The organism is Mixta sp. BE291 (genome assembly GCF_031457955.1).
Taxonomy (GTDB): domain Bacteria; phylum Pseudomonadota; class Gammaproteobacteria; order Enterobacterales; family Enterobacteriaceae; genus Mixta.
Map to the genome: position 1 here is coordinate 1,060,387 of NZ_JAVDXN010000001.1, position 24,776 is coordinate 1,085,162.

At 51.6% G+C, this 24,776-nt stretch carries 23 protein-coding genes and 1 pseudogene; 11 read left to right on the top strand and 13 right to left on the bottom strand.

Going from position 1 to position 24,776, the window contains the following annotated elements; translation table 11 throughout:
• Window positions 1-38 precede the first annotated feature (38 nt).
• Both trpB and trpA read left to right on the top strand, forming a co-directional pair.
• Window positions 39-1,229 carry a tryptophan synthase subunit beta gene (trpB, locus tag J2X14_RS04960; RefSeq protein ID WP_352410070.1) on the top strand — a complete coding sequence of 397 codons (1,191 nt, stop codon included), beginning with the start codon at window positions 39-41 and terminating at the stop codon, window positions 1,227-1,229.
• A complete protein-coding gene (gene trpA / locus J2X14_RS04965) occupies window positions 1,229-2,032 on the top strand; it encodes a tryptophan synthase subunit alpha (protein ID WP_352410071.1) in 804 nt (267 codons plus the stop codon). The genes trpB and trpA overlap by 1 nt, the downstream gene beginning before the upstream one ends.
• Before the next feature lie 105 nt (window positions 2,033-2,137).
• Here the strand turns inward: trpA and J2X14_RS04970 are convergent, their stop codons facing one another.
• Window positions 2,138-3,037: a Rho GTPase-activating protein gene (locus tag J2X14_RS04970; protein WP_352410072.1), complete on the bottom strand. Its 900-nt coding sequence runs from the start codon at window positions 3,035-3,037 to the stop codon at window positions 2,138-2,140.
• A gap of 533 nt (window positions 3,038-3,570) precedes the next feature.
• A complete protein-coding gene (gene ompW, locus J2X14_RS04975; protein WP_352410073.1) occupies window positions 3,571-4,203 on the bottom strand; it encodes an outer membrane protein OmpW in 633 nt (210 codons plus the stop codon).
• Between the two features lie 245 nt (window positions 4,204-4,448).
• Between ompW and J2X14_RS04980 the strand changes: the two are divergent.
• The 4 genes and pseudogenes from J2X14_RS04980 to yciA all read left to right on the top strand — a co-directional run.
• Window positions 4,449-4,637 (top strand): annotated as a pseudogene (locus tag J2X14_RS04980) (YkgJ family cysteine cluster protein); the annotation flags it as partial.
• Between the two features lie 25 nt (window positions 4,638-4,662).
• Window positions 4,663-5,400 (top strand): YciC family protein, encoded by a 738-nt coding sequence (locus tag J2X14_RS04985; RefSeq protein WP_352410074.1) that lies wholly within the window; start codon window positions 4,663-4,665, stop codon window positions 5,398-5,400.
• A 64-nt stretch (window positions 5,401-5,464) separates the two neighbouring features.
• The gene (locus J2X14_RS04990) at window positions 5,465-6,001 is read left to right on the top strand and encodes a septation protein A (protein WP_352410075.1); all 537 of its coding nucleotides are present in this window, start codon (window positions 5,465-5,467) and stop codon (window positions 5,999-6,001) included.
• Window positions 6,002-6,061: 60 nt separating this feature from the next.
• A complete protein-coding gene (gene yciA, locus J2X14_RS04995) occupies window positions 6,062-6,490 on the top strand; it encodes an acyl-CoA thioester hydrolase YciA (protein ID WP_352410076.1) in 429 nt (142 codons plus the stop codon).
• A gap of 87 nt (window positions 6,491-6,577) precedes the next feature.
• Here yciA and tonB read toward each other — a convergent pair whose 3' ends face one another.
• Window positions 6,578-7,330, bottom strand: a complete 753-nt coding sequence (gene tonB / locus J2X14_RS05000) for a TonB system transport protein TonB (protein ID WP_352410077.1) — start codon at window positions 7,328-7,330, stop codon at window positions 6,578-6,580.
• A gap of 207 nt (window positions 7,331-7,537) precedes the next feature.
• Between tonB and J2X14_RS05005 the strand changes: the two genes are divergently transcribed.
• Window positions 7,538-7,834, top strand: a complete 297-nt coding sequence (locus tag J2X14_RS05005; RefSeq protein ID WP_352410078.1) for a YciI family protein — start codon at window positions 7,538-7,540, stop codon at window positions 7,832-7,834.
• Between the two features lie 93 nt (window positions 7,835-7,927).
• Here J2X14_RS05005 and J2X14_RS05010 read toward each other — a convergent pair whose 3' ends face one another.
• Window positions 7,928-8,101, bottom strand: a complete 174-nt coding sequence (locus J2X14_RS05010; RefSeq protein ID WP_352410079.1) for a YciY family protein — start codon at window positions 8,099-8,101, stop codon at window positions 7,928-7,930.
• A 154-nt stretch (window positions 8,102-8,255) separates the two neighbouring features.
• Here J2X14_RS05010 and cls point away from each other — a divergent pair, with 154 nt between their 5' ends.
• On the top strand, window positions 8,256-9,716 hold the full coding sequence (gene cls / locus J2X14_RS05015; RefSeq protein WP_352410080.1) for a cardiolipin synthase: 1,461 nt from the start codon (window positions 8,256-8,258) through the stop codon (window positions 9,714-9,716).
• Window positions 9,717-9,761: 45 nt separating this feature from the next.
• Window positions 9,762-10,085 carry an HI1450 family dsDNA-mimic protein gene (locus J2X14_RS05020; RefSeq protein WP_352410081.1) on the top strand — a complete coding sequence of 108 codons (324 nt, stop codon included), beginning with the start codon at window positions 9,762-9,764 and terminating at the stop codon, window positions 10,083-10,085.
• A 57-nt stretch (window positions 10,086-10,142) separates the two neighbouring features.
• Here J2X14_RS05020 and oppF read toward each other — a convergent pair whose 3' ends face one another.
• The 7 genes from oppF to J2X14_RS05055 all read right to left on the bottom strand — a co-directional run bounded on the left by oppF (window position 10,143) and on the right by J2X14_RS05055 (window position 18,794).
• Entirely contained in the window at window positions 10,143-11,144 is a 1,002-nt protein-coding gene (gene oppF / locus J2X14_RS05025) for a murein tripeptide/oligopeptide ABC transporter ATP binding protein OppF (RefSeq protein WP_352410082.1), read from the bottom strand.
• A complete protein-coding gene (locus J2X14_RS05030; RefSeq protein ID WP_352410083.1) occupies window positions 11,141-12,154 on the bottom strand; it encodes an ABC transporter ATP-binding protein in 1,014 nt (337 codons plus the stop codon). The genes oppF and J2X14_RS05030 overlap by 4 nt, the downstream gene beginning before the upstream one ends.
• Window positions 12,155-12,165: 11 nt before the next feature.
• Window positions 12,166-13,074: an oligopeptide ABC transporter permease OppC gene (gene oppC / locus J2X14_RS05035; protein ID WP_250650071.1), complete on the bottom strand. Its 909-nt coding sequence runs from the start codon at window positions 13,072-13,074 to the stop codon at window positions 12,166-12,168.
• A 14-nt stretch (window positions 13,075-13,088) separates the two neighbouring features.
• Complete coding sequence (gene oppB / locus J2X14_RS05040; protein ID WP_352410084.1) at window positions 13,089-14,009, bottom strand: oligopeptide ABC transporter permease OppB; 921 nt, start codon at window positions 14,007-14,009, stop codon at window positions 13,089-13,091.
• Window positions 14,010-14,097: 88 nt separating this feature from the next.
• On the bottom strand, window positions 14,098-15,738 hold the full coding sequence (gene oppA / locus J2X14_RS05045) for an oligopeptide ABC transporter substrate-binding protein OppA (RefSeq protein ID WP_352410085.1): 1,641 nt from the start codon (window positions 15,736-15,738) through the stop codon (window positions 14,098-14,100).
• Between the two features lie 163 nt (window positions 15,739-15,901).
• Window positions 15,902-17,527 carry an ABC transporter substrate-binding protein gene (locus J2X14_RS05050; protein ID WP_352410086.1) on the bottom strand — a complete coding sequence of 542 codons (1,626 nt, stop codon included), beginning with the start codon at window positions 17,525-17,527 and terminating at the stop codon, window positions 15,902-15,904.
• 619 nt (window positions 17,528-18,146) lie between these two features.
• Window positions 18,147-18,794, bottom strand: a complete 648-nt coding sequence (locus tag J2X14_RS05055; RefSeq protein ID WP_352410087.1) for a YchE family NAAT transporter — start codon at window positions 18,792-18,794, stop codon at window positions 18,147-18,149.
• Window positions 18,795-19,267: 473 nt separating this feature from the next.
• Here J2X14_RS05055 and adhE point away from each other — a divergent pair, with 473 nt between their 5' ends.
• Entirely contained in the window at window positions 19,268-21,955 is a 2,688-nt protein-coding gene (adhE, locus tag J2X14_RS05060) for a bifunctional acetaldehyde-CoA/alcohol dehydrogenase (protein ID WP_352410088.1), read from the top strand.
• 155 nt (window positions 21,956-22,110) lie between these two features.
• Here adhE and tdk read toward each other — a convergent pair whose 3' ends face one another.
• On the bottom strand, window positions 22,111-22,716 hold the full coding sequence (gene tdk / locus J2X14_RS05065) for a thymidine kinase (RefSeq protein WP_352410089.1): 606 nt from the start codon (window positions 22,714-22,716) through the stop codon (window positions 22,111-22,113).
• A gap of 511 nt (window positions 22,717-23,227) precedes the next feature.
• Here tdk and hns point away from each other — a divergent pair.
• Window positions 23,228-23,635, top strand: a complete 408-nt coding sequence (hns, locus tag J2X14_RS05070) for a histone-like nucleoid-structuring protein H-NS (protein ID WP_085071573.1) — start codon at window positions 23,228-23,230, stop codon at window positions 23,633-23,635.
• Between the two features lie 129 nt (window positions 23,636-23,764).
• Here the strand turns inward: hns and J2X14_RS05075 are convergent, their stop codons facing one another.
• Entirely contained in the window at window positions 23,765-24,769 is a 1,005-nt protein-coding gene (locus J2X14_RS05075; RefSeq protein ID WP_352410090.1) for an NAD-dependent epimerase, read from the bottom strand.
• Window positions 24,770-24,776 lie beyond the last annotated feature (7 nt).

The following is a 24,776-nucleotide window of genomic DNA, read 5'->3' on the forward strand; positions in this document are numbered from 1 at the left end:
CGTCCGCACTGCGGGCGCCAATAAGGAGAATAACGCACATGACATTACTGAACCCCTACTTCGGCGAATTTGGCGGCATGTATGTTCCCCAAATTCTGATGCCCGCGCTGCGTCAGCTGGAAGAAGCCTTTGTTAGCGCTCAGCGCGATGCGGACTTTCAGGCACAGTTTAACGACCTGCTAAAAAATTACGCCGGACGTCCTACCGCGTTAACGCTTTGTCAGAATCTGACCAAAGGCAGCAAAACCCGTCTCTACCTGAAGCGCGAAGATCTGCTGCACGGCGGCGCGCATAAAACCAATCAGGTGTTGGGTCAGGCGCTGCTGGCGAAACGCATGGGCAAAACGGAAATCATCGCCGAAACCGGCGCCGGTCAGCACGGCGTCGCCTCGGCGCTCGCCAGCGCGCTGCTTGGCCTGAAATGCCGGATCTATATGGGCGCCAAAGATGTCGAGCGTCAGTCGCCTAACGTGTTCCGCATGCGTTTGATGGGCGCAGAGGTGATCCCGGTACACAGCGGCTCCGCGACGCTGAAGGATGCCTGTAATGAGGCGCTGCGCGACTGGTCCGGCAGCTATGAGACCGCGCACTATATGCTTGGCACCGCCGCAGGCCCGCATCCCTATCCCACCATTGTGCGTGAATTTCAGCGCATGATCGGCGAAGAGACCAAAGCGCAGATCCTGCAGGCCGAAGGGCGTCTGCCGGATGCGGTGATCGCCTGCGTGGGCGGCGGCTCCAACGCTATCGGTATGTTTGCCGACTTTATTGATGAGAAAGATGTTGGGCTGATTGGCGTGGAGCCTGCGGGACACGGTATTGAAACCGGCGAGCATGGCGCGCCGCTGAAGCATGGACGAGTTGGCATCTATTTCGGCATGAAAGCGCCGATGATGCAGACCGAAGATGGCCAGATTGAAGAGTCCTATTCCATTTCCGCCGGGCTCGATTTCCCGTCGGTGGGGCCGCAGCATGCGCACCTGAACAGCATTGGCCGCGCTGAGTATGTTTCCGTTACCGATAACGAAGCGCTGGCGGCGTTTAAACAGCTTTGTCGGGCGGAAGGTATTATTCCGGCGCTGGAGTCGGCGCATGCGCTGGCGCACGCGCTGAAGATGATTCAGCAAGAACCTGAGAAAGAGCAGCTGCTGGTGGTTAACCTTTCAGGACGCGGCGACAAAGATATTTTTACCGTTCACGATATTTTGAAAGCGCAGGGAGAGATCTAATGGAACGTTACGAAAAGCTGTTTAAACGTCTGCAGGCCAGCAAAGAAGGCGCTTTTGTTCCTTTCGTCACGCTGGGCGATCCTACGCCGGAACTCTCTTTGCAAATTATCGATACGCTGGTTGCCGCCGGTGCCGACGCCCTTGAGTTAGGGATCCCTTTTTCCGATCCGCTGGCGGATGGCCCCACCATTCAAAACGCCACGCTGCGCGCCTTTGCTGCCGGAACCACACCGGCACAATGCTTTGAGATGCTGACCACCATCCGCCAGAAATATCCCGATTTACCGATCGGACTGCTGATGTACGCCAACCTGGTGTTTACCAATGGCGTCGATGCGTTTTATGCTCGCTGCGAGCAGGCTGGCGTTGATTCGGTGCTGGTTGCCGACGTGCCGGTTGAAGAGTCTGGCCCCTTCCGTCAGGCGGCGATGCGCCACAACATTGCGCCGATATTTATCTGTCCGCCGAATGCCGATGACGATCTGCTGCGCGCGGTTGCCTCTTACGGGCGGGGTTATATTTATCTGTTGTCGCGGGCTGGCGTTACCGGCGCGGAAAATCGCGCCAGCCTGCCGTTAAAACATTTGATCGATAAGCTGCGCGAATATCACGCCGCGCCTACGCTGCAGGGCTTCGGCATTTCGGAACCTTCACAGGTAAAAGAAGCGATCGCGGCCGGTGCCGATGGTGCGATCTCCGGCTCTGCGATTGTCAAAATCATTGAAAAACATCATGCCGAGCCGCAAGTCATGCTGGCCGAGCTGACGCGTTTTGTCAGTGGGCTGAAAGCGGCCACGCGCTAAAGTAAGGGAGCCTTGCCACGGGCAAGGCTCCCTTGATCTCGCTTCTTCTACCAGAGCGGTAAATCTGAAGCTTATCACGCTAAAATTGCTGCATATTTAGCGTCACTAAGCGGCAGATTCATGACTTACGTTTTCTTTTTTATTCTGGCAATATTCCACGAGCAAGGCCTCAAAAAATTTATTTTTTTCATTTGATTTAGCCATTTGCGCGTCAATTTCATTCTTTCGCTCTTCATCAGTCATGGGTTTATCTGTTATTTCAGCCAATTGCCCTGTCGTGTCAGTAAAAAACCTTGGGGCAATAACAATGGCTAAATTATGCGCATTCATTTTATTTTCTTCTGCGACTGCCAGCATATCTTCCATCAATGGCTGTATTATTCTATAAGCTTCAGGAAGATCCTTTAAAGGCGGCAATGTTCCCTTTTCAAGAAATACCTGTTTAAAACCTGAAAATCTGCCCTGCTCTTCTTTCGTGATAGACTTTTCCATTACTCGCTTAATGGCATCACAAATAACCAGGATATCGGTTTTCGGGGAAACTATCCACGGCTGGCCCGGCTTGTTCATGTCTTTCATGAGTTTATCCAGCTTGTTAGTATTAGCAGCCTTTCTAAATAGCCCTATGGTTTTAAGTGCCGGTTTGTTTTTGCGCAACTGATCAACTAATATCTTCAGCGCTATCTGGTTATCGCTAATTCCTTTTTCTTGCTGCTTTTCCAGCGTCTGGGCTTTAAGATTTTTAGTGGCCGTGGTGCTGAACTCTAAATCTTTGCTATCATAACGCCCCAAACAAATAACTTTTTTTATATAATTAAAAATTCGTTTCGGAAAAGTTTTTACCTTATCAAGAAAATTATGTTTTTTTAAAACAGCTTCATTATCATTTTTTACATTCTTTAGCTCATGTGCGATTTTACTGTCACCTGTTCCTGAATCGTCTCTGTTCAGTTGAGCGTATCGCGTCGCTATAATATTACCGCTTGTTGTATTTGCTACGAACATTTAAAATACCTTTTCTTATAAAACAAACACTTACTCTCCCGGTGTTGAATGCTGACTCAGGAGTAATGCAAGCCTTCAGCGCGGTTTACACTGAAGTCACACCACGTCCATACAATCCTTTTAACCTTATGATTTTCTTCGTCATAAACGTCATTACCCTGCGTCGGCTCAACGGCTTCCAGCACGTATTTGTTACGTTTTGGGTTGTCGATTAAAAACGCTTCCGGGCGCCATTACTATCAATAAACGCTTTTTACGGCCTGCATTAATATTGATTTTTTATACTTATTTAAAGGGTGGGCGCTAATATGATGCCATTGCGCTGGCATAGCAGCCTAACGCTTACTTTTAATAACGCTACAGTTGTCTTTATGGACGCTACGGGTTAGTTTTTATTATCAATCAACGTGCTTTTATAAGAATGGCATAGAAAGCCAGCATGGGAAGGAAATAGAGAAAAACAGAGGTTATGAAAATTAAATTATTTTCGCTCAGGCCGCCTTTTCAGCGGCCTGAAACCTTTAGCGGTGCTATCAGAAACGATAACCTAAGCCAAAGAAGAATACCCAGGGATCGATACGCGTATCGATATTTTGCTGCTGCCCGCCCGCTTTGAATTTAACTTCGGTATCAATATCCATATACCAGACGGACATATTCAGCATCCAGTCCTGATCAAGCTCATAATCCAGCCCCACCTGACCGGCCACGCCCCAAGAATCTTTAACGCTTAAATCACTCAGGCCCGCATCGCGCCCGGTCTGATTAAAATCAGCGTCATAAAACGTGGTGTAGTTAATCCCGGCGCCGATATAAGGACGCAGCTTACTGTTGCTGTCGAAAAAGTAATATTGCGCCATCAGCGTAGGCGGCAGCTGACGTACGGTTGCCAGCGTGCCCGTTGCCGCCAGGCCGACTTTATGGCGAAACGGCGTCGCCGCCAGCAGTTCAAAGCCAACGTTATCGGTCGCCATCCAGGTGAAGGTCAGGCCAAGCTGCGTATTGTTATCGACGTCAAAAGAGCCCATTCCCAGCACATTATCCGATCCCTCGGTGGGACGTATCGTCGCGCTACCCGCACGCATAAAAAAATCACCCGCCTGATGCGCGCTGGCCATCACCGGTACAGCCGAGAGAAATGCCAACGCTAATGCAGCCCGTTTCATAACTACTCCTTGTTTAATTAAAAAGGATTAACCACTACCTATTCTTAAGTAGCGGGAAAGAATCAAGAACACCTTTTACAACGAAACGGCTGAAAAATCATGTAGATCAATTTTTTCAGTCTGCTTAAAAAAGCCAACATTGATTTAGATCAATAAACAAAGCGGTAACACCTGTGAAATTTCCGTTGCGGGAAGTTACATGAAGGGTTACTTTGCTGATCTTCCGTGTGATTTTGGTTCGATGCCGCCCCATGCCCTGTCGTGAATTTGCGATGTCGGGTGAAAACGGTGTGTTGAATGAAACCTGCGACCGCGCACGAGCAAAATATGGCCTGCCGCCGCTGTTTTCTTCATCAATTCCGCCGCTTACTGAAAGTTATGTAAGTCTGGGTGCCAGTCCCACGCCAGACCATGTACAATCGCCGGATCTGTAAACCGGTAATTACCAAAGGAGTGTACATGTCCATCACGGCGGGCTCGCTATACCGTGACACGGGAAATTTTTTGCGCCATCAGCTGGTCACTATTGTGCTGATAGCCTTACTGACGTCACTGATTACGGTGGTGATCGGCCATGCGTTGACGCCGGGCGCCGAACAACTCTCGATTCTGAGCGAAGGCGATAATGGCGGCGCGACGTCGTTAATCGAGGTAATCCAAAACCTGACGCCGGAACAGCAGCAGGTGCTGTTACGCGCGTCAGCAGCCGGTACCTTTGCCTCGCTGGTGGGCAATACGCTGCTGCTCGGCGCGATGCTCTGCTTGATTCCGCTGGTATCGGCGGGTCAGCGCACCAGCGCGCTGCGTGCCATCGGTGCTGCCGCGCCGCTGCTACCGCGTTTGCTGCTGCTGACCTTTCTCATTACCCTCGTGGTGCAACTGGGCTTTATGGTGCTGGTGCTGCCCGGCGTTATTTTGGGCATCCTGCTTTCTCTGGCGCCGGTGGTGATGGCGATTGAGAAAACCGGTATTTTTGCCGCCATGCGCACCAGCGCCCGTCTCGCCTGGTCACATATTCGTCTGATTGCACCAGCGGTGATCGTCTGGCTGCTGGCAAAAATGGCGCTGCTGCTGCTGGCCTCTTCCTTTACCGTTTTACCGGCCAACGTCGCCTCAGTGCTGCTTAATGCCTTAAGCAACCTGGTTTCGGCAATTCTGGTTATTTATCTGTTCCGTCTTTATATGCTGCTGCGTTAAGACTTGACGGCATACGTTGGTATGCCGTTATGTTTTAGTGTGCGGGCACGATCTGGAATTCATTATGAAGCAACTACTCGATTTTCTTCCGCTGGTGGTCTTTTTCGTTTTTTATAAGCTGTACGATATTTACGTGGCCTCCGGCGCGCTGATTGCCGCAACCGGCCTGGCGTTGGTTGCCAGCTGGTTCCTTTATCGCAAGCTGGAAAAAATGGCGCTTTTTACCTTTGCGCTGGTAACGGTGTTCGGCACCCTGACGCTGGTTTTCCACAACGATGAGTTTATTAAGTGGAAGGTTACGGTGATTTATACGCTGTTTGCCCTGGCGTTATTATTCAGCCAGCTTTTTATGGAAAAACCGTTGATTCAAAGCATGCTGGGGAAAGAGCTGGTGTTGCCGCAGCACGCCTGGCGCAAATTGAATATGGCCTGGGCGCTGTTTTTCCTGGCGTGCGGGCTGGCCAATATCTACGTCGCTTTTTGGCTGTCGCAGGCATTTTGGGTTAATTTTAAAGTGTTCGGGCTGACCGGCCTGACGCTGCTGTTTACCTTGCTGAGCGGCGTTTATATTTATCGTCTGATGCCCCAGCAGGGAAAATAACGCGGTTCCGCCCGGCCAATACGCGCCGGGTTTTTATTGCCTTAACTGAAGAACTGAGCAATGGATAATAATCGTAAGCCGCAAGGCGAAATGGTGTTACGCACGCTGGCGATGCCGGCCGATACCAACGCTAACGGCGATATTTTTGGCGGCTGGCTAATGGCGCAGATGGATATTGGCGGCGCGATTCTGGCCAAAGAGATCGCCGAAGGGCGCGTGGTGACGGTACGCGTCGATGGCATGACGTTTCTCAAACCGGTTGCGGTGGGCGATGTGGTGAGCTGCTATGCCCGCTGTATCCGCACCGGCAGCAGCTCAATGACCATTAACGTTGAAGTATGGATAAAAAAAGTCTCTTCTGAACCGCTGGGTCAGTTTTACTGTACTACCGAGGCAATATTTATCTATGTCGCCGTGGATGAAGAAGGAAAATCTCGCCCGCTACCGGCAGGAAGAAATAATCAACAGACGCCGTCCAGCGCTGAATAAAGCGCTGCGTCCACCATGTAAAACAGAGATGCCGCGCACGCGCGACACCTCTGTTTTTTGCTTAACACGCGGGTTTTAGCCAGCCGGTTATTCGAGGCTGGTGCCGCCATTAATGCGAAACACGATAGTCATCGTCAGGTTGCTGCCTGGCTTGCCGCTCTCATAGCGCCATTTTCTCATCGCCTGCTTCACATCGCGCTCAAACATATTACGCGGCTGCGCTGACAGAATGCGGATGTTATCAACGCGCCCGCTGCTATCCACGTCATATTGCACCCGCACCCGGCCTTCAATACGCAAAGCAAAAGCGCGCGCGGGATAACCCGGCTTGCCGACGCTCAGCGCGCGCGGCCCATCGGAGACGGTATTTGACGGCGCGGGCGACGTTTTCGGTGCCGTCGAGGGTTTAGCCGCCGTGGTTTTGGCGCTGTTTTCCTGGAAAGGCGATGCCGGACGCGGCTCGGTCTGCGGCTTAACCTCTTTGCGCGGCTTCACCACCTCTTTTTTCACCGGCTTCGGCTTCGGCTTGGGTTTCGGCTTCGGCTCGGGTTTTGGTATCGGCACCGGTTCCGGCTTAGGCGGTTCCGGCGCGGGCTGCGGCTCTGGCTCAGGTTCCGGCTGCGGTTCCGGTTCCGGCGCAGGCTGCGGTGTCGGCTGTGCCTGCGGTTGCACCTCTGGCGCCACCAGCGAGACGCTGATCGGCTGCGACATTTTAGGCGCTTCAACGCTCCGGTTAAACGAAGCATACAACAAAGCGGCAATCACGCTGCCGTGCAGCGCCACTGAAAGCAACATGGATACTGATAAGCGGCGAGGTAAAGGAGTCGTCAGCGTTGTCATAACTATTCGTTTGGTCAAGTGAGGCTGCAATTTTAGATGCAAATAGCAATCAATTTCAACAACCCCTCGACCCCGGAGGAAAGAAAAAAGGATAAAACCCGCGTTCATTGCCGCAGGTCAACAAGCCATTATCTTTTCATTTGCACAAAACTTTACGATAACTTAACGTAACTGCCAAACTGACCCGCCCCTACAGGAGTAACTACCGTGCTATATGTCATTTATGCCGAAGACAGCGCCGATTCGCTGGAAAAGCGCAGCGCCGTTCGTCCGGCCCACCTTGCTCGTTTGCAACTGCTGCGCGATGAAGGTCGTTTAATTGTGGCGGGCCCGATGCCTGCGGTTGACAGTAACGAACCGGGTGCCGCGGGTTTTACCGGCTCAACGGTGATCGCTGAGTTTCCTTCACTGGAAGCGGCGCAGTCCTGGGCTGAGGATGACCCTTATATCGCAGCGGGCGTCTATAAACAGGTCGCCGTGAAGCCGTTTAAGCGCGTATTTTAACCAGAGCTGGCTGGCTTGCGGGTAAAGATAACTATGCGGGGATGAGCCGCCTCAGAGAAACATCAAGGGAGCCTGAACGCTCCCTTTTTTTTATTACCAGAAGTTGTTGATAAACAGCACTGAACGGCCTTGCTGCTGCGCCAGCTGGTGGCGAATATTGTGGATGCGCCGATAACGCCGCGACTGCCCTTCCAGCCAGCGCGCCTTTTTACGTTGGACCTGACGCAACATACGCCAGCGAGCAACTTCATTCCTGCTTCGCCTCATAATATATGTCCGATTGCCAAACAACGCGCCGCATTATAGCCCTTTTCACCTGGCGGCAACATCCTTCCCGTTACCGATGAACGACAAAGGGTTTCGCCGCTGGCTATCTCCACGTACACTTCCTGCATCAAAGCGCGAACCGGATTTCCACTTAATGACCACCTTTTACACTCTGATTAGCTGGCTATTATTTTTCGGCTACTGGTTACTGATTGCCAGCGTGACGCTGCGTATTCTGATGAAACGCCGTGCGGTAACCTCAGCGATGGCCTGGCTGTTGATTATCTATATTCTGCCGCTGGTCGGCATTATTGCTTATCTTTCCTTTGGCGAGCTTTACCTGGGTAAACGACGCGCGGAACGTGCGCGCACCATGTGGCCCTCGACCGCGCGCTGGCTGAATGATTTAAAAAGTTGTCACTCTATTTTTGCCACCGAACACAGCGACGTAGCGCGCTCGTTATTTCAGCTGTGCGAAAATCGTCAGGGCATTGCCGGGGTTAAGGGCAATCAGCTGCAGCTGCTGACCAGCACAGACGACACCATGAAGGCGCTGATCCGCGACATCCAGCTGGCGCGCCATAATATTGAGATGGTGTTTTATATCTGGCACCCGGGCGGCCTGGCGGATGACGTTGCGGAATCGCTGATGGCGGCGGCGCGGCGCGGCGTACACTGTCGGTTAATGCTGGATTCCGCCGGTAGCGTGACCTTTTTTCGCAGCCAGTGGCCTGCGATGATGCGCAATGCCGGAATTGATGTGGTCGAGGCGCTTCAGGTGAGCCTGCTGCGTGTTTTTCTGCGCCGGATGGATCTCCGTCAGCACCGAAAGGTCGTGCTGATTGATAACTATATTGCCTATACCGGCAGCATGAATCTGGTTGACCCGCGCTATTTTAAACAGGATGCCGGTGTGGGCCAGTGGATCGATTTGATGGCGCGCATGGAAGGCCCGGTGGCGACCACCATGGGCATCATCTACTCCTGCGACTGGGAAATTGAAACCGGTAAACGCATTTTGCCGCCGCCGCCCGACACTAACGTGATGCCTTTTGAGCAGGAGAGCGGCCATATTATTCAGGTGATCGCCTCCGGCCCTGGTTTCCCGGAAGATATGATCCATCAGGCGCTGTTAACAGCGGTCTATTCCGCTCGCCAGCAGCTGATTATGACCACGCCCTACTTTGTGCCCAGCGATGATTTGCTGCATGCCATCTGTACGGCGGCGCTGCGCGGGGTTGACGTCAGCATTATTGTGCCGCGCCACAATGATTCTCTGCTGGTGGGCTGGGCCAGCCGCGCGTTCTTTACCGAGCTGCTGGAAGCGGGCGTAAAAATTTATCAGTTTGAAGGCGGCCTGCTGCATACCAAAAGCGTGCTGGTGGATGGGCAACTGAGCCTGATCGGCACCGTTAACCTTGATATGCGCAGCCTATGGCTGAATTTCGAAATCACGCTGGTTATTGATGACGATGGCTTCGGCAACGATTTGGCGCATGTGCAGGATGATTATATCGCCCGTTCCCGGCTGGTGGATGCTAAACGCTGGGCGCGTCGTCCCTGGTGGCAGCGGATCGTTGAACGACTGTTTTACTTCTTTAGTCCGTTGCTGTAAAAGGTGCGGAAATGCGATGACGCCTGCGGGCATACGGGATCAATCATGGACTTAAATAACCGTCTTACTGAAGATGAAACGCTGGAACAGGCTTACGATATTTTTCTGGAGCTGGCGGGCGATAACCTCGACCCGGCCGATATCATCCTGTTTAATTTGCAGTTTGAAGAACGCGGCGGCGCGGAGCTGTTCGATCCTTCCGAAGACTGGAGTGAGCATGTCGATTACGATCTTAACCCCGACTTTTTTGCCGAAGTGGTGATTGGACTGGGTGAAGCGGAAGGCGAGCCGGTAACCGACGTCTTTGCCCGCGTTCTGCTGTGCCGCGAGAAAGATCATAAACTGTGCCATATTCTGTGGCGTGAATAACGTCCCTGGGCGCAAGAAAAAAGGCTGCCTCAGGCAGCCTTTTTTTATCACGCAATACTACAGTGGATCGACCTTCAGGCAGGAGACCGCGTGACGGAAGCTGCCCTCCAGCAGCGGGCGGGTTTTTGCGCATTCAGGCCCGGCAATCGGACAGCGGGTACGGAATACGCAGCCCGACGGCGGATTAATTGGCGAAGGCAGTTCTCCCTCCAGCAGCTGGATAGTTTTGTTCTTTTCCCGATCGGGATCGGGGATCGGAACCGCAGACATCAGCGCGCGGGTATAAGGATGCTGCGGATTGTTATACACCTCGCTGTAAGTGCCCAGCTCGACCGCATGCCCCAGGTACATCACCAACACGCGATCGGAAATGTGTTTCACTACCGCCAGATCGTGGGCAATAAAAATCAGCGATAGCCCCATTTCACGCTGTAGCTGTTGCAGCAGATTTACCACCTGCGCCTGAATAGAGACATCCAGCGCCGACACCGGCTCATCACAAATGATCAGCTTTGGCTCCAGAATCAGCGCGCGGGCGATACCGATACGCTGGCACTGACCGCCGGAAAACTCATGCGGATAGCGGTTAATCAGGTTCGGCAGCAGCCCCACCTTCATCATCATCGCTTTCACACGATCTTTTATTTCCTGACGCGGCATGCTGGGATGGTAAGTGCGCAGCGGCTCCGCAATAATGTCGCCGATGTTCATGCGTGGGTTAAGCGAAGCCAGCGGATCCTGGAAAATCATCTGGATATCGCTGCGTGCTTTACGCCACTCTTCATCGCTCTGTCCCAGCAGATCGCGCCCCAGCCAGGCGACGCGGCCATCGGTGGCTTTGACCAGGCCGATAATCGCCCGCGCCAGCGTGGATTTGCCACAGCCGGACTCGCCCACCACGCCCAGCGTTTCGCCTTCATAGAGACGCAGACTGACGCCATCTACCGCCTTCAGGGTTTTCGGCGGCTGCCAGAACCACTGTTTGCCATCTTTAATATCGAAATGCACTTTGAGATCGGCAATTTCGAGCAGAACTTTTTTCTCAGCTACGGCGTTCATACTAACTCCTCCACCGGCTTAAAGCAGGCGCGCAGACGCCCTTCACCAAAGGCCTCCAGCGGCGGCGGCGCGGCACAGATTTCCATGGCATACGGGCAACGGGGCTGAAACGGACACCCTTTTGGCAGACGCAGCAGGTTAGGCGGATTACCCGGAATGGTCAGCAGCGACTCGCCTTCGGTATCCAGCCGCGGCACCGCATTCAGCAGCCCCAGCGCGTAAGGATGCGCAGGATGATAAAATACGTCGCGCGCGTTGCCATATTCCATGGTGCGCCCGGCGTACATCACCAGCACTTTATTACAGATGCCCGCCACCACGCCCAGGTCATGGGTGATCATGATAATGGCGGTGTTAAACTCGTGCTTCAGCTCATTCAGCAGCGTCATGATTTGTGCCTGCACCGTAACGTCCAGCGCGGTGGTCGGCTCATCGGCAATCAGCAGCTTCGGCCGGCAGAGCAGCGCCATGGCAATCATCACGCGCTGACGCATACCGCCGGAAAACTCATGCGGATACATTTTCATGCGCTTGCGCGCCTCCGGCATTTTCACCGCATCCAGCATGCGCACCGACTCTTCAAACGCTTGCGCTTTGCTCATGCCTTTATGCAGCTGTAACACTTCCATCAGCTGATCGCCTACCCGTAGATAGGGATTTAGCGAGGTCATGGGATCCTGGAAAATCATCGCCATCTGTTCGGCGCGCAGCGCATTCAGCTGCTTCTCCGGCAGATTAAGGATTTCGCGCCCGTTAAAGCGCGCGGAACCGCCGATGCGCCCGTTATTGGCCAACAAGCCCATCAGCGCAAACGCGGTTTGCGATTTCCCGGAACCGGATTCACCAACAATGCCTAACGTCTCTCCCGCCCGCAGGCTGAAGTTCAGGTCATTCACCGCCGTGACGTCGCCGTCTGGCGTAGCAAAAGTGACGCGTAAATCCTTCACGTCAAGCAGTAAGTCGCTTCCCGCGCTTTTCGCCATCGCTGGCTGAACTTCAATCGTACTCATCGGGAAACTCCTTAACGATCTTTCGGGTCGAGGGCATCACGCAGGCCATCGCCGATAAAGTTAAAACAGAACAGGGTAATCACCAGAAAACCCGCCGGATACAGCAGCAGCCACGGCGACACTTCCATCGAGTTGGCCCCGTCGCTCAGCAACGCGCCCCAGCTGCTCAGCGGCTCCTGGGTGCCAAGGCCAAGGAAACTCAGGAAGGATTCAAACAGGATCATGCCCGGCACCAGCAGTGAGGCGTAAACCACCACCACGCCCAATACGTTAGGCACGATATGGCGCAGCACAATTTTGATGGTTGACACGCCGCCAACCTGAGCAGCCTCAATATATTCTTTGCGCTTCAGGCTTAATGTCTGCCCGCGCACAATTCGCGCCATATCGAGCCAGGAAACCATGCCGATAGCGACAAAGATCAGCAGGATGTTTTGCCCAAAAAAGGTAACCAGCAGGATCACAAAGAACATAAACGGAAAGGAGTTCAGAATTTCCAGCAAACGCATCATGACAGAATCGGTTTTGCCGCCCAGGTAGCCTGCCAACGTGCCATACAGGGTGCCGACGACAACCGCCACCAGCGCGGCGGCGATACCTACCATCAGTGAGATGCGTCCGCCAATCGCCACGCGCACTAACAGATCGCGCCCTGAAGAGTCGGTGCCAAAATAGTGACCTGATTCCATATCCGGCGCGGCGGACATCATTGCCCAGTCGGTATCATCATAGGTAAACGGAGAGACCCATGGCGCAATAATCACAAACAGCGCGATCAGCAATAAAATAAACAGGCTGGCCAGCGCCGCACGGTTATGTATAAAGCGACGCCGCGCGTCCTGCCACAAGCTGCGCCCTTCCACTTCCAGCTTTTCACTGAACGTATCAAGAGCGTCGCTATTTTTCTTACTTAAAATCATGGCGAGCCCCGGTATTAATAACGAATTTTCGGATCGATAACGGCATACAGCACGTCAACGATGGCGTTAAACACAATAGTTAATGTGCCGACCAAAATGGTCAGGCTCAGCACCAATGAATAATCACGGTTTAGCGCGCCATTAACAAACAGCTGGCCGATTCCTGGCAGCCCATAGATGGTTTCGATAACCATCGAACCGGTAATAATGCCGACAAAGGCGGGCCCCAGGTAAGAGAGTACCGGTAGCAGCGCGGGCTTTAAGGCGTGACGTAACACAATACGCCGCGTCGGCAGGCCTTTCGCACGGGCGGTACGAATAAAATTGGAGTGCATCACCTCAATCATCGAGCCACGCGTAATACGTGCAATGCTGGCGATATAGGCAAGGGACAGCGCCACCATTGGCAGGATCATAAATTTCAGCGCGCCGCCGTTCCAGCCGCCGCCGGGCAACCATTTCAGGGTAATGGAAAAGATTAATACCAGCAGCGGCGCCACCACAAAACTGGGTATGACGATGCCGGTCATTGCCACCCCCATTACCGCATAATCCCATTTACTGTTCTGTTTTAACGCGGCAACCACGCCCGCGGTGACGCCCAGCAGCACGGCAAAAATAAAAGCCGCCGCGCCAAGTTTGGCGGAAACCGGGAATGAACCGGCAACTAAATCGTTTACGGAATAATCTTTATATTTAAACGACGGACCGAAATCGCCGTGGGCCAGCTGCGCAAGGTAATCGACATACTGCTTCCACATCGGATCGTTTAAATGATATTTCGCTTCGATATTGGCCATCACTTCCGGCGTTAAGGTGCGTTCACCGGTAAAAGGGCTGCCGGGCGCGAGGCGCATCATAAAGAATGAGATAGTAATCAGAATAAACAGCGTCGGAATTGCCTCAAGGCAGCGACGCAGGATGAATTTTAACATTGCTCATACCTGATGAATCTGGCTTCTGCTGTAAAACAGAAGCCATATAGCTCAAAATGGGCGGCCTGAGGCCGCCCGGAAACCTGCATTAATGTTTGATGATATAGAGATCTTTATCATGCGAATTATCCAGCGGATCTTTGCCGGTATAACCGCCGACGTAAGGTTTCACCAGACGCAGGTTTTTATAATAATAAACAGGCACGATAGCGGAATCTTTATCCAGTAGCTTTTCCGCTTCGCTATACAGCTGGCTGCGCGCCGCTTCGTCTTTCGCGCTTAACGCCTGCGCCAGCAGCTTATCGAATTCAGGGTTCTTATAATGCGAGGTGTTATTGCTGCTGTCAGAGAGCATGGTATTCAGGAAGCTGGTAGGTTCGTTATAGTCAGCACACCAGCCAGCGCGCGCTACATCGAAGTTGCCCTGATGGCGTGTATCAAGGAACGTTTTCCACTCCTGGTTTTGCAGCTTCACCTCAACGCCGAGGTTTTTCTTCCAGATTGAGGCGGCGGCAATCGCCAGCTTTTTATGCAGATCGGACGTGTTATACAGCAGGCTGAATGACAGCGGTTTATCCGCCGTATAGCCCGCTTCGGCCAGCAGCTTTTTCGCCTCTTCATTGCGTTGCTGCTGGGTCAGGTTCATCCATTCCGGTTTGGTCAGACTGATACCATCGGTAAACGGCGGCGTATAGCTCCACGCCGGATCTTCACCCTGCGCCTTGACCTTATTAACGATGATATCGCGATCGATACCCAGCTTCAGCGCGGCACGTACGCGCGGATCGTTAAACGGCGGCTTCTGGTTGTTAATTTCGTAGTAATAGGTGCAGAGATACGGGTCGGCATGAATCTGTTCCGGGATCTCTTTTTTCAGTTTCTGATACAGCTCAATCGGCAGATAATTATAGGTCATGTCGCTGCCGCCGCTGCGATAGCGGTTGGTATCCGTTACCTCAGAAGAGATCGGCAGGAACGTGACTTTGTTCAGCACGGTTTTGGCGTTATCCCAGTATTGCGGGTTGCGCTCCAGCACCAGGCGTTCGTTAATCACCCACTCTTTCACCTTAAAGGCGCCGTTGCCGACAAAGTTTTCCGGCTGCGTCCACTTATCGCCAAACTTATCCACCACCGGTCGATAAACCGGGGACATAGAGTGGTGAATCGCTAATTTAATAAAATAAGGTACGGCTTCACTCAGCGTCACTTCCAGCGTATGGTCATCAACCGCTTTCACGCCCAGCGTATCCGGTGTCTTTTTCCCGGCAATAATATCATCCACGTTGAGCAGATGGCCGTATTGCAGATAGCTGGCGTATGGCGACGCAGTTTTCGGATCGGCCAGGCGACGCCAGCTGTAAACGAAATCATTGGCGGTTAACGGCTCGCCATTTGACCACTTCACACCGTTACGCAAATGGAAAATCCAGACTTTACCGCCCTCTTTGCTTTCCCAACTTTCCGCCACGCCCGGCTGAATCTTGCCGTCGGCATCGTTGATTACCAACCCTTCATAGAGATCGCGGCTCACATACGCTTCCGGCACCCCTTCGACTTTATGTGGGTCGAGCGACTGCAGCTCAGCGCCGTTGCCTCTTACCAGCTCCTGTTTTTCCGCCAGTTGAACGCCAGCCGGAACGTTGGCCGCCAGCGCACTGTTAGCGGTTAATACGCCCAGCGCTGCCATAACGCCCAGCGCCGCCAGGCTTTTTTTGGTGATGTTGGTCATGTTTACTCCAGTTTTTTTATAATGACCGAGGCATAAACCTTCGGCTTTCCCCCGCTGTACGGGTTACCTGTCATCGGTTTCGGAACCTGAAGCCGGACAGGGTTTGCTCCCTGTTTCTAGGGTTACCATCATCTACCGCCCGCCATTTTTAGCGGGCAGCGAATCAATGTTTGGTGATGTAGTAATACTTAACGTTTTGTCTGTCCTGCGGATCTTTGCCGGTGAACCCGCCAACCCAGGGTTTTACCAGCCGTACGCTGACGCGGTAATAGACCGGCACCAGCGCCGAATCGTTATCCAGCTGCGCTTCCGCCTGTTGATATAGCGCGGTGCGCTGGGCATCATCCGCTACCAGCGTCTGTGCCATTAGCGCATCAAATGCCGGGCTGCGGTAAAAGCCCGTATTGGTTGAGGAGTCGCTTAACAGCATATTAAGGAAGGTGGACGGTTCGTTATAGTCGGAGCACCAGGTAGCACGCGCCACATCGTAATTCCCTTCGTGCCGCGTATTCAGCATGGTTTTCCACTCCTGATTTTGCAGCGTGACGTTGGCGCCGAGGTTCTTTTTCCACATCGACGCGGCGGCGATCGCCTGCTTTTTATTTTGATCGGAAGTGTTATACAACAAGTTAAATGTCAGCGGCTTTTGCGCGCTGTAGCCCGCTTCAGCCAGCAGTTTTTTCGCCGTGGCGTTGCGCTCAGCCTGGCTCTGATTAAACCAGGCCGGTGCGCTAAAATTAGCGCCATTGATATAGGGCGGCGTAAAGCCAAAGGCGGGAATCTGCCCTTGCCCCATGATTTTTTCCGCGATGATTTGCCGATCGAGCGTTAATTTAACCGCCGCGCGCACGCGCGCATCGTTAAACGGCGGGCGCTGGTTATTCAGTTCATAATAGAAAGTGCAGAGATAAGGGCTGACATGCACCTGCGCGCCCAGTTGTTTCTTTAACATCGGGAACAGTTCAGGCGGTACCGCGCTGTTGGTAATATCGATTCCGCCGCTGCGATAGCGGTTAACGTCGCTGGTTTCTGAGCTGATCGGTAAAAAGGTCGCAGTTTCAATTACCGTATGCGCATTATCCCAATAGTGCGGGTTGCGCTTCAGGGTAATTTTCTCATTAACCACCCAATTGTTCAGCGTATAGGCTCCGTTGCCAACGTAATGCTCCGGGCGCGTCCATTTATCGCCCCATTTTTCGATAGATTGACGATGAACCGGTTTTAGCGCGGTATGTTCCAGCATTGCAGTAAAATAGGGTACCGGCTGGCTCAACGTAACCTGCAGATGATGGTCATCCAGCGCTTTCACGCCCAATGCGGAGGGCGGCTGCTTGCCAGCGATGATCTCATCAACATTTAAAATATGTGCATATTGCAGGAAACTGGCGTAGGGCGACGCGGTTTTCGGATCCACCAGCCGCTGCCAGCTGTAAACAAAATCCGCTGCCGTGACCGGGTCGCCATTGCTCCAGCGGGCGTCCGGCCGCAAGGTGAATGTCCAGACGTTGCCCTGCTGCTGCCACTGCTGAGCCACGCCCGGCACCATATGGCCCAGGTTATCGGTGGCAATCAGCCCCTCCAGCAAATTGGTAATCACATCGCTTTCCGGCACGCCTTCCGTTTTATGCGGATCCAGCGAGGCGACTTCCGTACCGTTATTAATGGTAATGCTTTGATCCTGAGCTAACACCGCCGTCGGCGGCACGCTGGCGGCCTGGGCATGACAACACAAAGTCACAAGAACGGCGGTTATGACTTTGCCATAACCTAAATGGATTGCTGGATTCATAAAACCTTTTGCTCTTAGAGAGTAACCTGCAGGCTATAAAGCAAAATTCGTTCTCACTTTGCCAGGGTCAAAAAAAATCTTTAACTGGAAGTTAACAGATGAATTTTTCTTGTGCCAAAAACAAATAGTAAAAATGTTATCTATTTCTCTTTTATCACGATCGTTCATCACACGGAAGCGTTATTTTTATCAATGAATTATGGTTTATTGCTTTGATATTAAATGAAAAAATATCATATTGCGGGTCACTGGCTGCTGACAAATAAAGCAACTGTGTGAAAAACAGTCAAAAAATCATAACAATTGCTTTACACAGAATGATCGCCTCCCTTCCGCGTAAAACCCCTGATAAAAGCCTTATAAATTAGAAAAGTAACGCAGCAATAGATGTGAAAATAATCACATTTCCCACCGAAAAAGGGAAAGACGCAGAAAAATCAGCAGTTAAGCTAATAACTGCTCGGGTTTATTAAGCGGAATGAATAGGTGCACCGTAAAAGTGCAGCAAATTGCGGCGGTTGCACGTTTTCAGGGCAAAAAACCGTTCAGGAGGAAAATTAAGTGGCACTAAGGTAGAAATCAGAATAACCGATGCCGCGCTAACACCGGTTATGAAGAATTAATTAATCAGGCCCGGGAAGCTGGCTTTGAGTCCGGTGACAATAAATTCAATACCCAGCGCCATCAGCAATAAACCCATGATACGCGTAATCACGTTGATCCCGGTTTGCCCCAGCACGCGTACCATCATCGGCGCGGCGCGAAACAGTAGCCAGCAGCAAAAAGCAAACAGCGCAATGGCGATGCTAAACGCCAGCAGGTTAATCCAGCTGTGATAGCGGGTGCTCCAGACAATGGTTGAACTGATAGCGCCCGGTCCCGCCATTAACGGCAAAGCCAACGGGACAACGCCAATACTTTCCCGTACCGCCGTTTCTGATTTTTCCTGCTTGTTCTGCTTATCCTCGCCCAGCTTGCCGCTAATCATCGACATGGCGATAGTCACCACCAGAATGCCGCCCGCGATGCGGAAAGAATCGATTGAGATGCCAAAGACATGAAGAATGGCGTCGCCGAGAAACAGCGAAGTCCAAAGAATAATCGCCACGGCAAGGTTCGCCGTCAGGTTAGTCCTGTTTCTTTCAGCCGCCGGTTGGTAGCTGGTCATACTGATAAAAACAGGAATAATGCCGATGGGATTCACCAGCGCAAACAGGCCAACAAAAAATTTAATATAGCCAGACAGATCCAGTGCAAGGGTATTCACAAACTCTCCGCAAATGCGCCAATGAAAACCGCCCTAATTTAATGGAAATATCATCCACTTACCAGCGCTTAACGCCAGGATAATAAGCTTAACTTAACGCTAAAATCAGGCGTAAAAACTCATGTTAAGTTATTGTTTAGTCCATGATGCGAAAATCTTCCACGTTTACAGCAGATTAGCCAAAGCGTGATTGTGGTCAAAAAATAATCAAGCTGAAAGGTGTCAGCTTTAAGGAATATTGATCTGAATCAATAATCATCTACCCCGATCCAGGTAAGCTGACCGCATCAAAAGGAATGGATAACGACGCACGCCATCGCTTATTGGCACCTGCGCCATAGAAACTCTTTCAGTAAACAGCATGGAGTAAGTAAAGCGCAAATCAGGTTATTTGCCTGCTCCGTTAAGCGTTATGTCGCATCCCGATAAGGCTTGTTTACTAAAAGAGTTTAAACTTCCATCAGGAGAGCATTATGGCCGTTACCAATGTCGCCGAACTTAACGCACTTGTTGAACGAGTAAAACAAGCGCAGCGCGAATACGCCAATTTCACTCAAGAACAGGTTGATAAAATTTTCCGTGCCGCCGCGCTGGCTGCTGCCGATGCACGTATTTCACTGGCAAAAATGGCCGTGGCAGAATCCGGAATGGGTATTGTGGAAGACAAAGTGATTAAAAACCACTTCGCCTCAGAATATATTTACAATGCCTATAAAGATGAAAAGACCTGTGGCATCCTGGCCACTGACGATACGTTCGGCACCATCACTATCGCCGAACCTACCGGCTTGATTTGCGGTATCGTCCCGACCACGAACCCTACCTCTACCGCTATTTTTAAAGCGCTGATTAGCCTTAAAACCCGTAACGGTATCATCTTCTCACCGCATCCGCGGGCAAAAGACGCCACCAATAAAGCCGCAGATATAGTGCTGCAGGCCGCTATCGCCGCCGGTGCGCCGAAAGATATTATCGGCTGGATCGATCAGCCTTCCGTTGAGCTTTCTAATCAGCTGATGCATCACCCGGATATCAATCTGATTCTGGCAACCGGCGGACCGGGCATGGTGAAAGCCGCATACAGTTCCGGTAAACCCGCTATCGGCGTTGGCGCAGGTAATACGCCAGTGGTGATTGACGAAACCGCCGATATCAAGCGTGCCGTCGCCTCCATTCTGATGTCGAAAACGTTTGATAACGGTGTGATCTGTGCTTCTGAGCAGTCAGTGATCGTTGTTGATGCGGTTTACGATGCGGTACGCGAGCGTTTCGCTAGCCATGGCGGCTATCTGCTGCAGGGCGCAGAGCTGAAAGCAGTACAGGATATTATCCTGAAAAACGGCGGCCTGAACGCCGCTATCGTGGGTCAGCCCGCGGTGAAAATTGCTGAAATGGCCGGTATCAACGTTCCAGCCAGCACCAAAATTCTGATCGGTGAAGTCCAGCTGGTGGATGAATCTGAGCCGTTCGCGCATGAAAAACTTTCGCCGACGCTGGCGATGTATCGTGCGGAAAATTTCGAACAGGCGGTGAGCAAAGCGGAAAAACTGGTGGCCATGGGCGGTATCGGTCATACCTCTTGTCTTTATACCGACCAGGACAACCAACATGAACGCGTGAACTATTTTGGCGACAAAATGAAAACCGCGCGCATTTTGATTAATACCCCGGCTTCCCAGGGCGGCATCGGCGACCTGTATAACTTTAAACTGGCCCCTTCTCTGACGCTGGGCTGTGGTTCATGGGGCGGCAACTCTATTTCTGAAAACGTCGGTCCTAAACATCTTATCAATAAGAAAACCGTGGCCAAGCGAGCTGAGAATATGTTGTGGCACAAACTTCCTAAATCTATTTATTTCCGCCGCGGCTCGCTACCGATTGCGCTTGAAGAAGTGGCGAGCGACGGCGCCAAACGCGCCTTTATCGTCACCGACCGCTTCCTGTTTAATAACGGCTATGCTGACCAGATCACCTCTGTGCTGAAATCGCACGGCGTTGAAACGGAAATTTTCTTTGAAGTCGAAGCTGACCCGACGCTGAGCATCGTGCGCAAAGGCGCGGAACAGATGAACTCCTTTAAACCGGATGTGATTATTGCTCTGGGCGGCGGTTCTCCGATGGATGCAGCTAAAATCATGTGGGTGATGTATGAGCATCCTGAAACCCATTTCGAAGAGCTGGCGCTGCGCTTTATGGATATCCGTAAACGTATCTACAAGTTCCCGAAAATGGGCGTGAAGGCGAAAATGATCGCGGTCACAACCACTTCAGGTACCGGTTCAGAAGTCACGCCGTTTGCAGTCGTGACCGATGACGCTACCGGTCAGAAATATCCGCTGGCGGATTATGCGCTGACCCCAGATATGGCGATTGTGGATGCCAACCTGGTGATGAATATGCCGAAGTCACTGGCTGCTTTCGGTGGTCTTGATGCGGTAACCCATGCGCTTGAAGCCTATGTTTCCGTGCTGGCCAATGAATACTCTGATGGCCAGGCGCTGCAGGCGCTGAAGTTACTGAAAGAAAACCTGCCGGACAGCTATCGCGATGGCGCAAAAAATCCGGTTGCGCGTGAACGCGTGCATAACGCCGCCACCATCGCCGGTATCGCTTTCGCCAATGCCTTCCTTGGCGTATGTCACTCCATGGCGCATAAACTGGGCTCTGAGTTCCATATTCCGCATGGCCTGGCAAACGCCCTGCTGATTTCGAATGTCATTCGCTATAACGCGAATGACAACCCGACTAAACAGACCGCGTTCAGCCAGTACGATCGTCCGCAAGCGCGCCGTCGTTACGCCGAGGTTGCCGATCACCTTGGTCTGAGCGCTGACGGCGACCGCACCGCACAGAAAATTGAAAAACTGCTGGCGTGGCTGGAAGAGATCAAAGCGCAGCTGGGGATCCCGAAATCTATCCGCGAGGCGGGCGTTCAGGAAGCAGATTTCCTGGCGAAAGTAGACAAGCTGGCTGATGATGCCTTTGATGACCAGTGTACCGGCGCTAACCCACGCTATCCGCTGATTGCGGAACTGAAACAGATTATGCTGGATACGTTCTACGGTCGTGAATATGTAGAACCCTTTGAGTCCGTTTCTGAAGCGATGATTGCACAGCCGGTCAAAGCGCCGAAAGCTGAGAAGAAAGCGAAAAAAGTTTGATTTTCAGATAATAAAAAACCCGCTTCGGCGGGTTTTTTTATCTCTGCGCTCTCAACGCCCTTTTCACTCCTGCCTGAAAAGATCTGTGTCTTCCCTGTTAAAAACGCCTGTACGCTTTCTTAAGGCGATAAACACCCCATCGGTAGTTAACCCCTTTAGTCGCGCTCAACGGGCGGTAAAAAGCCCTTAGCCAGCGTTTCTTTATAATGTTTACGGCACATTGAAACATAGCGCTCGTTGCCACCAATAACCACCTGCTCGCCTTCAGCATAGGGCTTGCCCGCGCTGTCCAGACGCAGCACCATGCCTGCTTTGCGGCCACAGTGACAAATGGTTTTTAATTCGATGAGCTTATCGGCCCACGCCAATAAATACTGGCTGCCGCTAAATAATTCACCCCGGAAATCAGTACGCAGGCCATAACACAATACGGGTATGTCAAGATAATCGACAACATCAGAAAGTTCCCGAACTTGTTCACGCGTCAAAAATTGGCATTCATCAACCAGTATGCAATGTACCGGCTTTTTCTCATGTTCTTCAGTAATTTCATGCATCAGTAAAGTCTGATTGTTAAACAATTTAGCCGGTGATGAAAGGCCAATGCGTGAACTTACTTTACCGCTGCCAAAGCGATCGTCTATCTCCGCGGTCCAGACCAAAGTCCGCATGCCTCTTTCCTGATAATTATAAGAAGATTGCAACAATGCGGTGGATTTTCCGGCATTCATCGCCGAGTAATAGAAATAAAGCTGAGCCATAGGGCCGAACTCCGCCAAAAGGGTTAAACAAAAAAAACGCTGACGATTGTATCATAGCGTCTGCGCCCCCAGCGGGATAACCTGCAATATGATTCTCTGCTATAACCGCGGCGCTTGTTAAACAACATCAGCCTTAGCGCATAATCCAGGGCCACCGCATTAAATGATAAGATCCTAAAGCACGTTCTTATTATGCCCCTTTTTACCCGCCATGAACCTTCACGTTTTAAGCATAATGAAGAGAACATTTTAGGTTATACGCTGATTTTGAGCGCTAAGCTGAACAGATAATCCCCTGCAAGGCTAAGGCTGTTTAAGTATAGACTTTAATGCGACCTGCTTATTTTCGCCTGAGACAACTATAACTTTCCGCCAATTGCGTTATGCAAATCTCACTTTAATATCACTTTGTGAATTTCTTACAAAATTAACTATTGCAGTTCCTTTTTTCCACCTCTATTATTATCAGGCAGAACATTTCTCCCACCCAATATATTTTGAGATTAGGACAATGAGCGAAGCACTTAAAATTCTGAACAACATCCGTACACTGCGCGCCCAGGCCAGAGAATGTACTCTGGAAACTCTGGAAGAGATGCTGGAGAAACTGGAAGTGGTTGTTAATGAGCGCCGCGAAGAAGAAAGTCAGGCGCAGGCTGAAATTGAAGAGCGTACGCGTAAACTTCAACAGTATCGTGAAATGCTGATTGCTGACGGCATTGATCCGAATGAACTGCTGCAGACCATGGCAGCAACCAAAACCAGCGGTAAAGCCAAACGCGCTGCGCGCCCGGCTAAATACAAATACGTTGATGAAAATGGCGAAAGCAAAACCTGGACTGGCCAGGGCCGTACTCCTGCGGTAATCAAGAAAGCCATTGAAGAGGAAGGCAAGCAGCTGGATGATTTTCTGCTGTAATTCCTGTTCAGGGTGCTTCTCTTAACCCCATTTTGTTATGGGGTTTTTTATTGGTCTTTTTGTTGTATTTGTCACACCAGGCCGCGCCCAAAAAAAAGGAAGCCACCGGCTTCCTTTTTTTTATTCATCTCAGACCTTATAAAAAGCCCGATACCACTCTACAAAGCGTTTGATGCCCTCTTCCACGCCCGTTTGCGGTTTAAACCCGATCACCTCAAACAGCGCCTGCGTATCCGCGCTGGTTTCCAGCACATCGCCCGGTTGCATCGGCAGCATGTTTTTCTGCGCCTCTACCCCTAACGCCTTTTCCAGCGCCTCTATATAAGCCATTAAGGTAACCGGCTGACTGTTGCCAATATTATAGACGCGATAAGGCGCTGAACTGGTGGCTGGCGAACCGGTTTCTACCGTCCAGTTTGGGTCCTTTTGCGGGATCACATCCTGCAGGCGGATAATCGATTCGGTAATATCATCGATATAAGTGAAATCCCTGCGCATTTCGCCGTTGTTATAAACATCGATGCTTTCGCCCGCGATAATAGCGCGGGTGAATTTAAACAACGCCATATCCGGGCGTCCCCACGGTCCGTAGACGGTAAAGAAACGCAAACCGGTAGTCGGGATACCATAAAGATGTGAATAGGTGTGAGACATCAGCTCATTCGCTTTTTTCGTTGCCGCATACAGCGAAACCGGATGGTCTACGCTATCGTCGGTAGAAAATGGCATTTTACGATTAAGACCGTAAACAGAGCTGGAAGAAGCGTACAGCAAATGCTCGATTTTATGATGACGACAACCTTCGAGAATATTAAGGTGCCCCGTGAGATTGGCATCAGCATAAGCATGCGGATTATCAATGGAATAACGAACCCCGGCCTGCGCGCCCAGGTGAATAACGCGCTGGAAATCATGCTTTGCAAACAGTGAGGCTATTGCGTCTCTGTCAGATAAATCGCCTTCGATAAAAGTAAAATCTGAAGAAGTGATTTGATTCAGGCGGGCACGTTTAAGATTTACATCATAATAATCATTCAGGTTGTCGAGACCGACAACCTGGTGACCGGCCGACAGAAGGCGTTGGGTAACGTGAAAACCAATAAACCCTGCCGCGCCGGTAACCAGATAGTTCATATTTACC

Bases quoted from the DNA above. Each gene is read 5' to 3' on its own strand.
- trpB (WP_352410070.1), top strand. From the start codon at position 39: ATGACATTACTGAACCCCTACTTCGGCGAATTTGGCGGCATGTATGTT.
- trpA (WP_352410071.1), top strand. From the start codon at position 1,229: ATGGAACGTTACGAAAAGCTGTTTAAACGTCTGCAGGCCAGCAAAGAA.
- J2X14_RS04970 (WP_352410072.1), bottom strand. From the start codon at position 3,037: ATGTTCGTAGCAAATACAACAAGCGGTAATATTATAGCGACGCGATAC.
- ompW (WP_352410073.1), bottom strand. From the start codon at position 4,203: ATGAAACGGGCTGCATTAGCGTTGGCATTTCTCTCGGCTGTACCGGTG.
- J2X14_RS04985 (WP_352410074.1), top strand. From the start codon at position 4,663: ATGTCCATCACGGCGGGCTCGCTATACCGTGACACGGGAAATTTTTTG.
- J2X14_RS04990 (WP_352410075.1), top strand. From the start codon at position 5,465: ATGAAGCAACTACTCGATTTTCTTCCGCTGGTGGTCTTTTTCGTTTTT.
- yciA (WP_352410076.1), top strand. From the start codon at position 6,062: ATGGATAATAATCGTAAGCCGCAAGGCGAAATGGTGTTACGCACGCTG.
- tonB (WP_352410077.1), bottom strand. From the start codon at position 7,330: ATGACAACGCTGACGACTCCTTTACCTCGCCGCTTATCAGTATCCATG.
- J2X14_RS05010 (WP_352410079.1), bottom strand. From the start codon at position 8,101: ATGAGGCGAAGCAGGAATGAAGTTGCTCGCTGGCGTATGTTGCGTCAG.
- cls (WP_352410080.1), top strand. From the start codon at position 8,256: ATGACCACCTTTTACACTCTGATTAGCTGGCTATTATTTTTCGGCTAC.
- J2X14_RS05020 (WP_352410081.1), top strand. From the start codon at position 9,762: ATGGACTTAAATAACCGTCTTACTGAAGATGAAACGCTGGAACAGGCT.
- oppF (WP_352410082.1), bottom strand. From the start codon at position 11,144: ATGAACGCCGTAGCTGAGAAAAAAGTTCTGCTCGAAATTGCCGATCTC.
- J2X14_RS05030 (WP_352410083.1), bottom strand. From the start codon at position 12,154: ATGAGTACGATTGAAGTTCAGCCAGCGATGGCGAAAAGCGCGGGAAGC.
- oppC (WP_250650071.1), bottom strand. From the start codon at position 13,074: ATGATTTTAAGTAAGAAAAATAGCGACGCTCTTGATACGTTCAGTGAA.
- oppB (WP_352410084.1), bottom strand. From the start codon at position 14,009: ATGTTAAAATTCATCCTGCGTCGCTGCCTTGAGGCAATTCCGACGCTG.
- oppA (WP_352410085.1), bottom strand. From the start codon at position 15,738: ATGACCAACATCACCAAAAAAAGCCTGGCGGCGCTGGGCGTTATGGCA.
- J2X14_RS05050 (WP_352410086.1), bottom strand. From the start codon at position 17,527: ATGAATCCAGCAATCCATTTAGGTTATGGCAAAGTCATAACCGCCGTT.
- adhE (WP_352410088.1), top strand. From the start codon at position 19,268: ATGGCCGTTACCAATGTCGCCGAACTTAACGCACTTGTTGAACGAGTA.
- tdk (WP_352410089.1), bottom strand. From the start codon at position 22,716: ATGGCTCAGCTTTATTTCTATTACTCGGCGATGAATGCCGGAAAATCC.
- hns (WP_085071573.1), top strand. From the start codon at position 23,228: ATGAGCGAAGCACTTAAAATTCTGAACAACATCCGTACACTGCGCGCC.
- J2X14_RS05075 (WP_352410090.1), bottom strand. From the start codon at position 24,769: ATGAACTATCTGGTTACCGGCGCGGCAGGGTTTATTGGTTTTCACGTT.